Origin of the sequence: Flavobacterium sp. NRK F10 (assembly GCF_024054235.1) — a bacterium.
GTDB classification, from domain to species: Bacteria; Bacteroidota; Bacteroidia; order Flavobacteriales; family Flavobacteriaceae; genus Flavobacterium; species Flavobacterium sediminis.
The window spans coordinates 740,101-755,537 of record NZ_JAMXLC010000001.1 but is presented as its reverse complement, the minus strand read 5'-3'; the positions used below and the strand labels follow the sequence as shown (position 1 = coordinate 755,537).

13 protein-coding genes are annotated in these 15,437 nt (G+C 33.6%); 6 read left to right on the top strand and 7 right to left on the bottom strand.

Annotated elements, in window-relative coordinates:
- The first annotated feature begins 5 nt into the window (after positions 1-5).
- The 6 genes from NHF50_RS03540 to NHF50_RS03515 all read left to right on the top strand — a co-directional run bounded on the left by NHF50_RS03540 (position 6) and on the right by NHF50_RS03515 (position 9,083).
- On the top strand, positions 6-1,499 hold the full coding sequence (locus NHF50_RS03540; protein ID WP_252775085.1) for an SGNH/GDSL hydrolase family protein: 1,494 nt from the start codon (positions 6-8) through the stop codon (positions 1,497-1,499).
- A complete protein-coding gene (locus NHF50_RS03535) occupies positions 1,489-2,916 on the top strand; it encodes a GDSL-type esterase/lipase family protein (RefSeq protein ID WP_252775084.1) in 1,428 nt (475 codons plus the stop codon). Before NHF50_RS03540 ends, NHF50_RS03535 begins: the two co-directional genes overlap by 11 nt.
- Positions 2,917-2,918: 2 nt before the next feature.
- Positions 2,919-4,433: an MBOAT family protein gene (locus NHF50_RS03530; RefSeq protein WP_374672836.1), complete on the top strand. Its 1,515-nt coding sequence runs from the start codon at positions 2,919-2,921 to the stop codon at positions 4,431-4,433.
- A gap of 131 nt (positions 4,434-4,564) precedes the next feature.
- The gene (locus NHF50_RS03525) at positions 4,565-6,334 is read left to right on the top strand and encodes a tail fiber domain-containing protein (RefSeq protein WP_252775082.1); all 1,770 of its coding nucleotides are present in this window, start codon (positions 4,565-4,567) and stop codon (positions 6,332-6,334) included.
- 92 nt (positions 6,335-6,426) lie between these two features.
- A complete protein-coding gene (locus tag NHF50_RS03520; RefSeq protein WP_252775081.1) occupies positions 6,427-8,394 on the top strand; it encodes an ATP-binding protein in 1,968 nt (655 codons plus the stop codon).
- 41 nt (positions 8,395-8,435) lie between these two features.
- Positions 8,436-9,083: a response regulator transcription factor gene (locus tag NHF50_RS03515; protein ID WP_252775080.1), complete on the top strand. Its 648-nt coding sequence runs from the start codon at positions 8,436-8,438 to the stop codon at positions 9,081-9,083.
- Positions 9,084-9,741: 658 nt separating this feature from the next.
- Here the strand turns inward: NHF50_RS03515 and NHF50_RS03510 are convergent.
- From NHF50_RS03510 to NHF50_RS03480, 7 genes are all read right to left on the bottom strand, one after another.
- On the bottom strand, positions 9,742-10,440 hold the full coding sequence (locus NHF50_RS03510; protein ID WP_252775079.1) for an IS1 family transposase: 699 nt from the start codon (positions 10,438-10,440) through the stop codon (positions 9,742-9,744).
- A 133-nt stretch (positions 10,441-10,573) separates the two neighbouring features.
- Positions 10,574-10,825 carry a hypothetical protein gene (locus NHF50_RS03505; RefSeq protein ID WP_252775078.1) on the bottom strand — a complete coding sequence of 84 codons (252 nt, stop codon included), beginning with the start codon at positions 10,823-10,825 and terminating at the stop codon, positions 10,574-10,576.
- A gap of 1 nt (position 10,826) precedes the next feature.
- Positions 10,827-12,029 (bottom strand): RHS repeat domain-containing protein, encoded by a 1,203-nt coding sequence (locus tag NHF50_RS03500; RefSeq protein WP_252775077.1) that lies wholly within the window; start codon positions 12,027-12,029, stop codon positions 10,827-10,829.
- Positions 12,030-12,103: 74 nt separating this feature from the next.
- Complete coding sequence (locus tag NHF50_RS03495; RefSeq protein ID WP_252775076.1) at positions 12,104-12,676, bottom strand: hypothetical protein; 573 nt, start codon at positions 12,674-12,676, stop codon at positions 12,104-12,106.
- Positions 12,677-12,689: 13 nt separating this feature from the next.
- Positions 12,690-13,832, bottom strand: coding sequence for an RHS repeat domain-containing protein (locus tag NHF50_RS03490; protein ID WP_252775075.1), 1,143 nt, complete (start codon positions 13,830-13,832; stop codon positions 12,690-12,692).
- Positions 13,833-13,880: 48 nt separating this feature from the next.
- Positions 13,881-14,282: a hypothetical protein gene (locus NHF50_RS03485; protein WP_252775074.1), complete on the bottom strand. Its 402-nt coding sequence runs from the start codon at positions 14,280-14,282 to the stop codon at positions 13,881-13,883.
- 2 nt (positions 14,283-14,284) lie between these two features.
- A partial coding sequence (locus NHF50_RS03480; protein WP_252775073.1) for a putative toxin occupies positions 14,285-15,437 on the bottom strand: 1,153 nt, incomplete at its 5' end.

Below are 15,437 nucleotides of genomic sequence, written 5' to 3'. Positions count from 1 at the left end.
TTAGTGTGAAAACAAATAGCTATTTTGGAATAACTCTTGCGACATTGGTTCTGGCAACTATTTCTTTTTTGGTTTTTAAAGAGATTTTGCCGGAAAGGATATTTCCTGAAACCAAAGTAGCTACAAAAAATGTAGTGATCGACAGCCTGTTACTGGAAGCAATTGCTGAAGAAGCTAAACCGATAGATTCAGTTAAAGCAAAAGAAGTTGTTGCTAAACCGGTAATAGACCCGAAAGCAAAGCAAAAGATAACCTTTGTTCCTATCGAAGGAATAACATTTCCTGCGGAAAGATATGGGGATTTCAAAGGGAATCAGTATTTAATTCCTTTTTTTGAAAAGTTGTACCAGTTACAAACGCAAAACAGCGGAAATGTTCGTATTGCGTATTATGGCGATTCCATGACGGATGGCGACATGATCGTACAGGATCTGAGAGCTTTGTTTCAGGCAAAATTCGGAGGACAGGGAGTCGGTTTTGTGAATATCACTTCAGAGTCGGCAGCTTCAAGAGGGTCTGTAAAGCATCAATTTTCGAAGAATTGGCAAACGCAATCTTATTTAAAAACTAAAAAACCGGTTTTTCCGTTCGGGGTTAACGGTCATGTGTTTGAGGCTAATGATACGTTGAATAACAACTGGGTAAAATATAAAGCCGGTAGAAACCGTTTTTCAACAGTATTGAATAATCCGACGCTTTTTTATGGAAAATCGACAAACGAAGAAGCCGAAATCAGCGTTATTGTAAATGAAACGGATACACTTACGAAACATTTGAAACCTGATCATTTGGTAAATACTTTAAAATTAGCCGGTAATACAGATGTTAATACGATAAAAGTAACTTTTAAAGCAGCAGATAGTATCCCGGTTTACGGATTGAATTTTGATGACGGAAAAGGAGTGCATGTGGACAACTTCTCAAGCAGAGGAAATTCAGGTTTGCCTTTATCCATGTTTGATGCCGCTTTGATGCAACAATTTCAGAAACAATTGGGGTATGATCTGATCGTATTGCATTACGGAACAAATGTTTTAAATTACGGATCGTATAACTACTCTTGGTATGAAAAACGCATGAGCAGGGTAGTGGAATATTTGCGTCAATGTTTTCCGGGTGTGGCCATTTTGGTTATTTCGACAGCCGATAAAGCAACGAAATATGATTTAGAGATGCAATCTGATTCTGCAGTTGTACCATTAGTCAATGCACAAAAAAAATATGCAGTAGCTTCTAAAACAGGATTCGTTAATTTATATGAATTAATGGGAGGTGACGGTTCAATGGTTCATTGGGTAGAAGAAGAGCCTTCAAAAGCTAATAAAGATTATACACATTTTAATTACAGAGGAGCCAGAGAAGTAGCCGGCATGGTATACAATCAGCTTGACGAAGGTTATGAAAAGTATAAAAAAATGAGAGTAAAACGAAAAACGAAAGTAGCCGTGAAACGAAAAGACAGTGTAACCTCACAAAACGATTCTATACATGCAGATTAAGATACTCATTTTCATATTGTTCATCTTTCAATTCGGACAATGCCAGCAAATAGATACGACAGCAGTAGATACGGAGGAAGTAACCCATGAGTTTCTGGAAGATTCATTGCGGGGCGATAGTATGGCTACCGATGTTGTGTTAAACGGAGGAGCAATACAACATTTTTTCGAAAAATTACAGCAATTAGAGCAGAATAAAGATTGCAAGCTTCGAATTGTACATATTGGAGATTCTCATATTCAGGCTGATTTTTTCTCCGGAAAAATGAGAAGTTTGTTTCAGGAAAAATTCGGGAACGGGGGATTGGGTTTCACATTTCCGTATAACTTGGCTAAAACGAACGGAAATTATTTTATAAAATACAAATCATCTGTAGGTTTTGAAAATTACCGCAATATTTATCCGGATACTACAAAACCGGTGGGGTTAAGCGGAATTGCGCTATACAACAGTGCCAAAGATTTTGCCGTTGAGCTGAGCGTTCGCGATACCAGTTATACTTTTTCCAATGTAAAGATGTTAATGCCGCACAATCAGAAGTGTTTTGATCTGGCAACAGCTTCAAAGGAGATCGTTATGGAATCTGTTGAGTTTAAAAAGATCGTTCATACGATTAAAAAAGGTGAAGCACTTTCCATCATAGCCGAAAAATACCATGTAAGTATTGCGGCTATAAAAAAAGAGAATCATCTGAGATCTAATAACATTCAGGCCGGTAAAAAATTAATCATCCCGACTAAAGAAACGGAGACAAAAAAGATCAGTCGTACGGAATTTATTCCTCTGGAATTGATAAAAGGAAAAACTTCCTGTACATACTATAGTCAGGAACCATTGGATAAGTTATACATTATTCCGGCCGAAAATCAATCTGATTTTGCATTGAACGGATTGATCTTAGAAAAGAATACTGCGGGAATTGTATACAGTTCTATAGGGGTTAACGGAGCCAAAGCATCAGATTATAACAAATTTTCGATGTTTTTTGAACAGATCCCGGCATTGGAAGCTGATCTGTTTATTATTTCCTTAGGAACCAATGAAAGTTTTGATAAAAAAGAGACTGAAGAATATTACGCCCAATTGCAACAAATGATAACTAAAATTAAAGCAGAAAACCCCGGAGCTGATATTTTATTGACAACGCCACCGCCGTCATTGTTAAAGAGAAGGTATCCTAATGCTCTGGCGAAAGACTATGCTGCACTTTTAGTAGAAAAAGCATCAGAAGATAATTTTGCCGTATGGAATTTGTACAAAGCTATGGGAGGGAATGAAAGAGTGAGCCAAAATTCGGCTCAGGGATTAATGGCTAAAGATAAAGTACATTATTCAAAGGCAGGATATGAAAAACAGGGCGAAATGTTTTTTGAAGCATTAATGAATACATACGAACAATTTAAATTACTGAAATAACCTTGATCAATTTGTTTTTGTTAGCCACTGGGTTACAAAACCTGATAGGGAATGTAACGATAGAAACGGTAGAAAGCTGGTTTACTTTTAATCCTAAAGCACCTTTGTTATTTAACAGCGGTTTGTTTTTGGGAATGTTTCTGGTATTCTATTTTATCTATATTTTAAGTCGAAAGACACATTATTTCCGGATCACGTATGTTGTGTTATTTTCTTTGTTCTTTTATTACAAGTCCAGCGGGCATTATTTCTGGCTTTTGATCTTTTCATCAGTTGTTGATTACAGTTTGTCACGACTTATTTTTGCAGAAAGCAGACAAAGCTATCGGAAATTGTATTTGGTTATAAGTTTGGTTATCAATTTAGGTTTGTTGGCTTATTTTAAGTATACCAATTTCTTTATTGACAATCTCAACATGTTGAGCGACGGACATATTGCTTTTGCGAATATTGTGCTTCCGGTAGGAATTTCGTTTTATACCTTTCAAACCTTGAGCTATACAATTGACGTCTACCGAAAAGAACTGGAACCAACTAAAAGTTTTATTGACTTTTTATTTTTTGTTTCATTCTTTCCGCAATTGGTAGCCGGACCTATCGTCCGTGCAAGTGATTTTATTCCGCAGATTTACCAAAAGTTAAACCTTACAAAAGAAGATTTCAATAAAGCCTTATTCTTAATCATTGGCGGACTGATCAAAAAGGCGGTCATTTCCGATTATATTTCAGTCAATTTTGTCGATCGTGTTTTTGATGCACCTAATAGTTATACCGCCTTTGAAAATCTGATGGCATCTTACGGCTATGCCATTCAGATATATTGTGATTTCTCCGGCTATTCCGATATGGCGATCGGTTTAGCATTGTTAATGGGGTTTACTTTGCCACTCAATTTCAGAACACCTTACCAGTCGGCTTCCATTACTGAATTCTGGCGCAGATGGCATATTTCCTTATCAAGTTGGCTAAGAGATTACTTGTACATTTCCATGGGTGGAAACCGCAAAGGAAAGTTCAGAACGTATTTCAATTTATTTATGACCATGTTCTTGGGCGGATTGTGGCACGGAGCCAACTGGAAGTTTGTATTCTGGGGTGTTTTGCATGGTTTAGCCTTAGCTGTAGAACGCTATTTCGGTCAGTTTATCAAGTTACCCAAAACCATTTGGATAAAGAGTATACAAGTAGTTTTAACGTTCCATTTTGTGGTATTTTGTTGGTTGTTTTTCCGAGCCAAAGACTTTGGTACTGCTTTTCAGATCGCCGAAAACATTTCAAAGTTACAATTCAATTGGGAACAATGGAGTACTATGATTTTAGCGTATCGAAATGTATTTGTGTTACTGGCTTTTGGCTTTATCTGGCATTTTCTGCCGGAAAAATGGATGCAATACAACGAACAGCTATTCGGTAAGCTTCCGTTTTGGGCAAAAGCTATACTTCTGGGCTTCGTATTCTGGATCGTGTATGCTACAGCAGCCGAAGGAACACAACCGTTTATTTATTTTCAATTTTAAAGATAGTATACTATTACCTGATATAAACAATCACATTAGTAAAAATGCGTATGCTACGTATTTTTTGCAGGAAATACGTATTTCGTAGTAAAAGCACCCAAGGTAAATTCGCACCAAATGTTTTTACGATTATGAAATATTTTACTTTGCTATTGTTTTATTTGCTTTTTATTACATGCGGATTTGCTCAGGTGGGTATTAATACAACATCCCCTGATGCATCTTCTGCATTAGACATCAGTTCCACTGATAAAGGGATTCTCATCCCAAGAATGACTGAAATTCAGCGAGTAGCTATTGCAGCACCCGCAACAGGATTATTGGTTTACCAAACTAATGATGAAGAAGGGTTCTGGTATTATAACGGAACAAGCTGGACTTCTTTGAAAGGAGGTGAGTTTAAAAGTACCTCAGAAATTGTGCATAACACAACAAATACGGCTGTGGATGATTTTGTCTTTGGTGCTACACAATTAGATCAGGATGGAAATCCTGACCATTACAATAAATTTTTCTTTAATAAAGAAAAGGCTGCTTTTAGAGCCGGACAAGTGGGAGATAATGCTTGGAATAATGTAAATACAGGGATTTGTTCTGTGGCTATGGGTTTTAATAATTTAGCTTCTGGGTTAGGCTCAACCTCTTTTGGGGTGGGTAATCAGGCGTCAGGGGGGATAGCAACCGCTATAGGGGAATACTCGCAGGCTACAGGTTATTCTTCTATAGCTTTAGGTGCTAATTTAATTGTTTCCGGAAATTACGCTATAGGTATTGGTTACGATAATGATGCAACAAATACGAATTCAATAGCTATCGGTAATTATAGTACTGCTAATGGAGAAGGAGCCTTTGCAATAGGAAATAATAGCTTAGCTTCAGGTTATTATTCTACAGCTATTGGTTCAGCTAATATTTCATCAGGAAATTTATCTATTGCGTTAGGTAACTCTAATACGGCTCTTTCATTTGGTGAAATGACTCTAGGCTTAAATGCTACGAATTATGTCCCATTAAGTACAACTTCATTCAATTCTTCTGATCGACTGTTAAGCGTTGGTAATGGCGTAAATACGTCAAATAGGAGTAATGCGCTTACAATTCTTAAAAATGGAAATAGTGCGTTAGGAAATCATACACCAACGGCAAGGATGGATATTGAAGGTGCGGCTTTGGGTGTAATTCCTTTACAATTAAGAGGGGGTAACAATAATGACGTTTATAACTTTAATCAAGTAACTTTTGGTTGGAATAACGATGATAGCTACAGACACAATATAAGAACGAGACATAATGGAGTTGGTGATGAGGGCAATTCAATAGATTTTTTTGTATGGGACTATGGCACAGATTCCTCTGAAACAATAGGGACTAAACACGTAATGACTATTGATGGTATTGGTAATGGTGCTTTGGGTATTGCAACTACAGCCCCTAATTATACTTTAGAAGTGAATGGCGATGCGGCAAAACCCGGAGGCGGTACTTTTATAGCAACGAGTGATAGCCGTTTAAAGCAAAATATCAATCCGTATACTAAAGGCTTAGATGAAGTTTTACTAATAAATCCGGTAACGTATCAATACAACAAACAATCCGGCTTTGATACCAAACCAGTTTATACAGGAGTTATTGCACAGGAATTAAAAGAAATTGCTCCGGAAATGGTAGGGACTTTTACAAAAGATAATACGGAATATTATAATGTAGATACAAGTGCTCTGACATTTATGTTAGTAAATAGTATAAAAAAGCTTTCGGAGGAAAATAATGCTGTTAAGAGTACCAATGAAGTTTTACAAAAGCAATTGAATCTGTTGGAAAGAAAGAATGAAGAATTAGAAAAGCAATATAGAGAAATGACGATCCGGTTAGAAAAAATAGAAGATCTACTTTCAGCTTAATTATTTTGAAGGAGAAACGTAATGATATTTAAAGATACAATGAAAGCTAGCCTTTTTTAAAAAATAATATCTTTACCGAAAATGAACATTCAATGAGAATAATAGCAATTGTTTTTCTTTTAAATTTAGGAGTATTTTGTAAAGCTCAGACTGTTCTTGAGCAAAAAAAGGATGCTGAACGTTTGGTTGTAATGGATAGCCTATCCGACCTTCCTCAGGAAAGCGATTCCTTACTTAGAGAAACAATTGCAATGGCTATAAAATTAGATTCATTTGATATAGCCGTAAAGCAATCGGCAAATCTGATAAATTTTATAAATTATCAGACAAATCAAAGAGAAGAAGGTAGAAAAGTTATAGCAGAAACAAAGAAAATAGTACCTCTTGCTCATGATAAAAACACGTTGAGTAAATATTATTTTGAAGTTGCCGATTTGTATTATTATTTAGGTGATTTTGACGTTTCTATAAAAAATTACGATAGTTCATACATCTATGCTAATCCGGAAAATCCACGTTTTATGGGCTTGTCAAAATTCGGATTAGGAATAGTCTACGTAGATAAAGGAGATTTCGGAAATGCTTCTTTAGCCCTGCAAGAAGCTATAAAATTATTTAGAGAGCAAAAAGATACCATTAAATGGATTGATGTTAAAAACTCAATGACTATTTTATATGGTAAGAACGGGTTTTATGAAGAAGAAGAAAAAGAGCGTCAGGAAATCATAGCTTTAGCTTCCAAGTTAAAAGGCTATTCTGGTTTATCTATTATCTATTATAATGCAGCAGCCAGTGCTAATAAATTAAACAAACAAGAGGAAAGGATCAATTATTTTAAGAAAGCAATAACATCTAATGAATCTTCAGAATACAAAACTTTTTTAGAACCGATTATAAAGTTTGGATTAGTTGCGGCTTATGCTGAGAATGATAGTTTGAAAAAAGCTAAAAAACTATTGAATGAAGTTGAACAGAATAACAATTATACCATAGGCTATAACGAATCATTTTATCTTGATGCCCGAAAGAGAGTTGCATTCGCAGAACAGAACTATGCTGAAGCAATTGATTATGGAATGGCTTATTTAACCCTAAAAAAGGCAAGTAAGGAGTATGAAGAGATTCAAAATGCAGAAAAGTTCTTATCAAAAGTTTATAAAAAAACAGGAAATGATAAAATGGCTTTAGAGCATTTTGAAAATTATGTTAAAATAAAAGATTCTATAGGAGACATTCAAAAAGCACGAATGTTAAGTTACTACCAAACGTTATACGAAACCGAAAAAAGGGATCTGAAAATAAAAGCGCAGCAAAATGATATAGCACTTCTCAATACTGAAAATAAAGTTAAGAATCAGTGGTTGCTTTTCGGAGGATTAGGTTTACTAAGTCTTTTTGGTTTCATTAGCGGGCAACGTTCCAGAAATTTTGCAAGAAAGAAACAAAAAATGCAAGAAGCTTTTATTCAAAAAACGTTAATGGCTCAGGAAGAAGAACGAATTCGCGTGGCGCTGGAACTACATGATGGAGTAGGACAGCAATTAATGCTCCTTACAAGACGAGCCGGAAATAGTAGTGATGAGAGCTTACAATATCTGGCAAAAGATACACTCGAAAATGTAAGAGCGATCTCCAGAGGACTGCATCCGGCAATCTTAGAGAAATTCGGATTTACAGTTGCCATTCAGGATTATATCAATACAATTGATGAAAACTCAGACCTGTTTTTTACAACGGAAATAGAAAATATAGATGCTTTTCTGGAGAAACAATCGGCATTACACCTGTATAGGATCTTTCAGGAATTATTAAATAACATCTTGAAACACGCACAGGCTACATCCGTTATGATAGACATAGTCAAAAAAGAGAATCTCATTCTATGCGTAATTGAAGATAACGGAAAAGGCTTTGATTACCAACAAAAAATAAAATATTCTAAAAGTATTGGTATACAGTCAGTTATTGAAAGATGTAAGATCATTCATGCAGTACTAAAGGTTAATTCATCAAATGCAGGAACTATTGTTGAAATAGTAATAAATGTTCGTCCGACATAAATACAGTGGAATAGAGAATTAAACAGAAAAAACAGAAAGCTATGCTAAAGAGTCAAATATCAATAATAATTGCTGATGACCATCCGATTATGCTTAACGGATTAAAAGAAGAGCTTGAAAAAGCAGGATATAATATTCAGGCTACTGCTAATAATGGTACTACAGCTGTTGAGGTTATAGCTTCTATGCAACCGGATATTGCCATTTTAGATGTGGAAATGCCATTTCTGAACGGTTTTGAGGTAATTAAAAAATGCCAGAGCTTGGAACTCAAAACCCGGTTTGTCATTATGACCTATCACAAAGAAAGAGGATTTGTAGTACAGGCCAAAAAGGTGGGAGTTCACGGGTATTTACTGAAGGAAGATACTATTGCAGATATAGAGATTTGTATAGAAAAAGTACTGAATGATGAAATCTATTTTAGTCGGTCTTTTACTGTTGATGTGGAAAAAGAAGTTGACAAAGAATTGAGAAAAATAGCGTTGTTAACACCTTCTGAACGAACAGTTGTCCGGCTTATTGCCCAAGAGAAAAGTTCTGCCGAAATCGGAGAAATTCTTAAAGTTTCTAAGCGGACTATCGAAAAACACAGATCAAATATTATCTCAAAACTAGAGTTAAACCCTTCGTTTGATGCACTGAACCAATGGGCATTGGATTATAAAGAAATTATAATAACTCTTTAAAAAGGTTTTTTTATTTTGTAAAATCAGAGCAAATTCGTTTACAACAAAGAGTTTAAATCGTATGTGAAAAAATTAAATGCTGAGTACAAAGCAAGAAGCAATATTCAGCAGCAAATAAATGATGCTATTGATGTGTGTTGCTGTAGTTGATAATTTTCTAATAGAATAACATTAGATAAGTTCTTCAAAAGGTTTTTACAAAGCATTTCATGTATATTGATGAGCTTACGGACAAAGTTAAAGCCTGTAAAGTTACTTTTTGTTATGATGATGGAGGCTCCTCTGAATCAAATTCCTTCTTAAGGATTTGTATTTTATAACCTTACCCGTTTTTCCACAACCTCAATAAGGCTTATTTAAGACTTTTTAAATAGTTTGTATTGGGTTTTTTGTGAATGAGGCGAAGCGGTTAGGAATCGTCTTTGAGAATATCGTTAAGAAAAATTCTAGCGACACTATCCCGTAAAGTGTGTAAGTTATAAATCGAGGGTTTGGCTTTTATTAAAGCTGAACCCTTTTTTCAAATATAGTTAAAATAAAATTTAAAATTAAGCAAAAAAATATCGAGAGCTTTAACCCTCGATATTTTATACTTTACACACTTAGTGAGATACTACCATTCTAGCTATTTTCAAAAAATAACTTTCAATTTAATAACTCAAATCCAAAAGTAAATTTTTAAAATGGAAACCAAAACAAGCAAGCTTTTACTGAAACAAATTGTCCTTCGGTTCAATCTTTTAAGATGTGTTCTGAGTGTTAGATTTTTTCTTTCAATATGATTTGTACCGAAACGTTTTACGGAATGTAGTTTCTCGGCAATCAAATAGCTGTAGTTTTTTAATCTATCTGTATATATTTTTTTCGCATCGGATAGTTTCAAAGTTTCAAGAACTTGGCTTAATGTTCTATTTGTGCGTTTTCCAACATTAAAACTGACAACATTTTTTGAGTTTCTATCAAGCGCATATACTAACCAGACATAATTTTTCTTATGTCTAATGTAAGTGCATAATTCATCAACTTCATATGTTTTTCCTTTACTGATAATTGGATTAATAATGCTTTTGGCAATTGACACAATCCTTTTCAATAATGTTGTTGGTGAAATTTTTAATATTCTGGCTATACTTCTTATCCCTAAACCTTCTTTTGTTAATTTGATGATATTTTGGTTTGTATTTGGATTATAAGCTTGATATGAATAATTTTCTATAAAACGATGACAGCAGGTTTTACAATAATATTGCTGTTTATTGTTTTTTGTTCTCCCGTTTTTAATAACCTTTTTCTCTTTACATTTTGGACAATTTATAGTATCACTAACTTTGAAACACAAGGTGGCATTTTTACTCATTTTAGTTCATTTAAGGCAATATTAGAATAAAAAAGATGAGCAGTATTGCTCATCTTTAAATTATTTTCTTCTATTATTTATTCTATTTCAATAGGTTATAATTCTGAAATTTTATATCACTAAATTTGAAACACTACCTGATTTTTTCTAAGTTTCCTATATTACTAATTATTGAATTAGAGTTAACCAATTCTAAGTTATTAACTTTAACATCTGGAATAAAACTATTTATATTAAATTGTTGAGTAGATTCAATACTATCTTTATTCTCAATTTTTGAAAAAATAAGACTATCTATTTTTTTTGAATTATTTCTTTCTTTATTATTATTACAGCTAATATTTAAAACTAAACATATAGCCAATATTTGGATTATTATTTTCATATTATTCACCAGAATTTTGTCTACCTCCTTCAGGTCTATTATAATTAGGATTGTTTGTAACATTCACATTCACACTAATATTTGTATTTGGATTATTTTGAAAGTGATTTTGTACTTGTCCTCTAAATTGTTGAAGTGCAGCTGCATCTTCTGTTATACCTATGCACCCAGCCGTTCCTTCTGAAGGCACTTGGTCAGGATGTATTCTCAACTGATTCCTATTTAAAGCAGTATTATCTGATAAGTAAACCTTAAATCCTATTCCATCCCTAACCATTCCACTTTCTGAAGTATTTACAATACTAGAACCTGTATAATCTCCATTAGGTGTAGGTCCAAACCCCCATGGTCCACTATCTGCACTTATATTTTGGATTTCGGCTTCAGCTCCATTCTCAAAACCAACATTTACAGATAGGTTTCCTTCTGCTGTATATTTATCTCTACCTAATGAATCTTTACCACCTGTTGCCGATGCTGTTCCCGTAAATGATATTGACATAGAATCTGGTTCCGATAAACTAGATGAAAGTAACGTGTTCATCATTTCAGCTCCTTCTACAGTTGAAGTGGATTGGATAGCAACAGTGGTTGCACTTTTCACAATTGAATTACCATAATCATCATTAATCATATAAACTTTATTAATTGTATTACTCGCAATACGATGAACTTCTGTTCCATTTCTATTATAATAAATAATATCATCCGCTTGCATTCCATCAGGATCAATAAATCTTAATGGATTATCAAGAGCATAAGTATAAGGACTAAATCTGCGTGAAGTTTCAGCAAGTGGATCTATATTCATCCAGCGTCCTAAAGCAGGATCATAGTTTCTCGCTTGGTAATCATACCAGTTTAAACCAAGTTCATCTTGAAGCTCAAAGCCATTAAATTTGAATTTATACACCGATTCCACTGTTGTAGTAGGTCCTTTTAATACTACGGCTCCTGCTGTTCCTTTCTGATACAACAACTCATCACTGTTGTAATTAGCATGTTTTAATCCAAAAGGATAGTAATGGTTCTCTTCCATGATCTTAAGGGTACTGGTTGCCGGATCTATTCCATAACTCAATCTGATGTTCCCTAAATGATCGGTGTAGTTGAACACATAATTGTAGGCAAAGCCACAACTGCTCAAAAAACCACAAGCTTCCGTGACGTTCACATAACCTTCTGCATGCGGGAAAAACTTCAAAGAACTTATTTTAAAAGGCGAAACAGATTAGGAATCGCCTTTTAAATTATTTTTAATTTTGAAATATTACCGAATCATTGCACTTCACATTTCTTAATTAGCCACTTATTAACAGGTTTTAATTTATTTACTTTATTTTTATCATAAATGGAAATTTTTTTCTTACAAATAGAATAAATAAATGATTTTCGTTTTTCATTAATAGAATATGTAGGCCATTCTTTACCACTTAGAATCCCCTTTTGAATTTTATAAATAGTAGAATCAATTCCATTATATTTATTTAAAACATCAATTATATCCTTGTTAATTGTTACAGTAGAATCTGCCCAAGTATAAAGCCTATTATTTAATTCTCTATATTTCGAAGGAAAATATTTGCTTTTCAAATTTATTATATTTGTTGTATCAACTGTTATAACATGCTTTTCACTTATTAGAAAATGAAAAAAACCTTCACTATCCCCAATGTCTATTATATGGTAAGTATAACCTTTACTATTATTTTCTGTTTTGGAAAAATCATTAATAACATTTAAAATTGCTTTTTCTTTATCACCTTCCTTATATAAAATTTCTTTTTCGATTGATTTACATGAAAAAAAAATAGACATACAGATAAAATATACCAATATATTGTTTTTCATAATTAAAAAATTCTTAATATTTAAACCGCCCATGAATATTATAAATATAATTTCCCATTTCTAAAGGGGAATTTCTTTTACTTTTAAATATTAAATCTTCTGCTGAAGGTTCATCAATTTTATCAGGAAGACCAGTATTACTTGGATGAGTATGAAAATGAGACATAATAATTATTGTGCCTTCACTTGTAGAAACTCTTTGACCATACTTATAATTTTTTCCATAAGCTCTTTGAAAATCGGTTCTTCCATATTTATCAGTGTACTTATTTGTAAAAATATAATTTTGATTTCGATTTACATCTCCAATTACCTCATAACCTGACATTTCTGCATTTGCAATATTTTCAGAAAATTGAACCAAAAAACTCACAACGTCATCTAGTGTAGGTTGATTTTCACCTCCGTAAGCTATAATATTATCTCCATTTCGAAAATTCATTCCTTCTTTAACAATACCTTTGGCAATATCATTAACTAATACTTTAGTCTCTTCTGATTTTGTTCCATCTTGATTCTTAACTGTCTTAGTCTTAACATTACCTTTTTTATCTGTTTCTAATATCCTGTCAGTAGCATTATTTTCGGAACCATCATTAGGGTCAACTCTTACTAAATCACCTTTATTAGCTTTATCTTTAGAAATTTTATAATCAGTATCAACTTGCATCCCATCAGGGTCTATAAAGAAAATGGGATTATTAACCGCATAAGTATATGAATTTACATTGTAATATTTCTCCGCCAATGGATCAATATTCATCCATCTACCTAAAGCAGGGTCATAATTTCTTGCTCCGTAATCGTACATATTAAACCCCAGCTCGTCTTGAAGTTCCTTACCGTTATACTTATACTTATACACCGATTCCACTGTTGTAGTAGGTCCTTTTAATACTACGGCTCCTGCTGTTCCTTTTTGATACAACAACTCATCACTGTTGTAATTAGCATGTTTTAATCCAAAAGGATAATAATGGTTCTCCTCCATGATCTTAAGGGTACTCGTTTCAGGGTCTATTCCATAACTCAACCTGATGTTCCCTAAATGATCGGTGTAGTTGAACACATAATTGTAGGCAAAGCCACAACTACCAAAAATAGTGCAAGCTTCCGTAACGTTCACATAACCTTTTGCATGTGGGAAAAACTTCAAAGAACTTATTTTAAAAGGCGAAACGAGTAGGAATCGACTTTGAAATTATCACAATCCCCAAACATATTTACCATCTTTAAGACGATACGGATAAAATTCCTCTTTCCAATTATCACCATCTAACGTATATTTGATACATAAAGCATCAATTTTCTCCATTACTTCATTTTGGTGTTTATAATCCTTGATTAAAACACTATATGCTATTGCTCCTAACTCTACTTCACCTTTTTTTATAGCTTTAGAAATATTTTCAGAAATCACACTAATCATTAAGTTAGAATCTAATTCTTCAGTTTCATCATCATTCTTATTTTCATAATAATAACTTACCGATTTTATTTCATCGCCAATCATTTTTACTCCAAAAGGAGAGAATTCGCCAAGCTCTTTTAAATATATATTAACTTGGTAAAATATTTCTTGTTTAATTTTATTTACTTTATCCATTTTTAACTTGATTGTATAACTACGATTACTTTAGGCTTTGGAGTAGTTGTACTAGGCGTATTAACTCTTCTTGGTAAATCAGGCTTTTTTACACCCGTACTTTCAATAACAGGTGTTATTGCCTCATAAGTTTTTATATCAAAACCACCATTCTGCAAAGGTTCACTTAATTTTGCATCTTTATTAATTATTAATTCTGGTTTAACTCCATTTTCATTTGAAATTTCTCTTTGAAGTCTAAGCTGTCTTGTAAGACTTTGCTTTTGCACATTTTTAACTTCAACTGTTGCTCCTTCAGGTGTCATTGCATCAGGAATTGTAGTCCCTTCTTTCCCAGTCTTAGGATCTATTCTAGTAAAACTTTCTGTATTTTTTTCTAAATTATTTTCTGCTAATTGCTCTACTTCAGTAGCTCTCCCTCTAGAAAAGTTTTCTAAAGTTGATTCAGAAAATTTACTAGTTTCTACACTAGTCTCAACTGCTGGTTTTAACATTGTGTTTTCAACAATAGCTGGTTTAGATGTTTCTGAAAGCATAACCCCAACAAGAGGATTCCAAAAAGGACCTAGTTCACAACCTTCAAGCTCTCTACCCATACCTAATTTATTTTCTGCAAAAGCATAAGGAGAATTATAAGTATAGTCTTCAGCTAACGGGTCAATACTCATAAACCTACCAATGGCATAATCGTAATTTCTCCATTTAAAGCTATCCCAGTTTAATCCAAGCTCATCCTGACGTTCTTGTCCTTGGTATTTATATTGGTATGTCTTAACTTCCAAAAAACGCCCGTTTTCCCTCGTTTCATGGTTTGATTTTTCCAAAAATGGTTTTTGGTTTAAACCAAGTTCATCTTGAAGCTCAAAGCCATTAAATTTGAATTTATACACCGATTCCACTGTTGTAGTAGGTCCTTTTAATACTACGGCTCCTGCTGTTCCTTTCTGATACAACAACTCATCACTGTTGTAATTAGCATGTTTTAATCCAAAAGGATAGTAATGGTTCTCTTCCATGATCTTAAGGGTACTGGTTGCCGGATCTATTCCATAACTCAACCTGATGTTCCCTAAATGATCGGTGTAGTTGAACACATAATTATAGGCAAAGCCACAACTGCTCAAAAAACCACAAGTTTCCGTAACGTTCACATAA

Bases quoted from the DNA above. Each gene is read 5' to 3' on its own strand.
- NHF50_RS03520 (WP_252775081.1), top strand. From the start codon at position 6,427: ATGAGAATAATAGCAATTGTTTTTCTTTTAAATTTAGGAGTATTTTGT.
- NHF50_RS03525 (WP_252775082.1), top strand. From the start codon at position 4,565: ATGAAATATTTTACTTTGCTATTGTTTTATTTGCTTTTTATTACATGC.
- NHF50_RS03505 (WP_252775078.1), bottom strand. From the start codon at position 10,825: ATGAAAATAATAATCCAAATATTGGCTATATGTTTAGTTTTAAATATT.
- NHF50_RS03510 (WP_252775079.1), bottom strand. From the start codon at position 10,440: ATGAGTAAAAATGCCACCTTGTGTTTCAAAGTTAGTGATACTATAAAT.
- NHF50_RS03515 (WP_252775080.1), top strand. From the start codon at position 8,436: ATGCTAAAGAGTCAAATATCAATAATAATTGCTGATGACCATCCGATT.
- NHF50_RS03485 (WP_252775074.1), bottom strand. From the start codon at position 14,282: ATGGATAAAGTAAATAAAATTAAACAAGAAATATTTTACCAAGTTAAT.
- NHF50_RS03495 (WP_252775076.1), bottom strand. From the start codon at position 12,676: ATGAAAAACAATATATTGGTATATTTTATCTGTATGTCTATTTTTTTT.
- NHF50_RS03535 (WP_252775084.1), top strand. From the start codon at position 1,489: ATGCAGATTAAGATACTCATTTTCATATTGTTCATCTTTCAATTCGGA.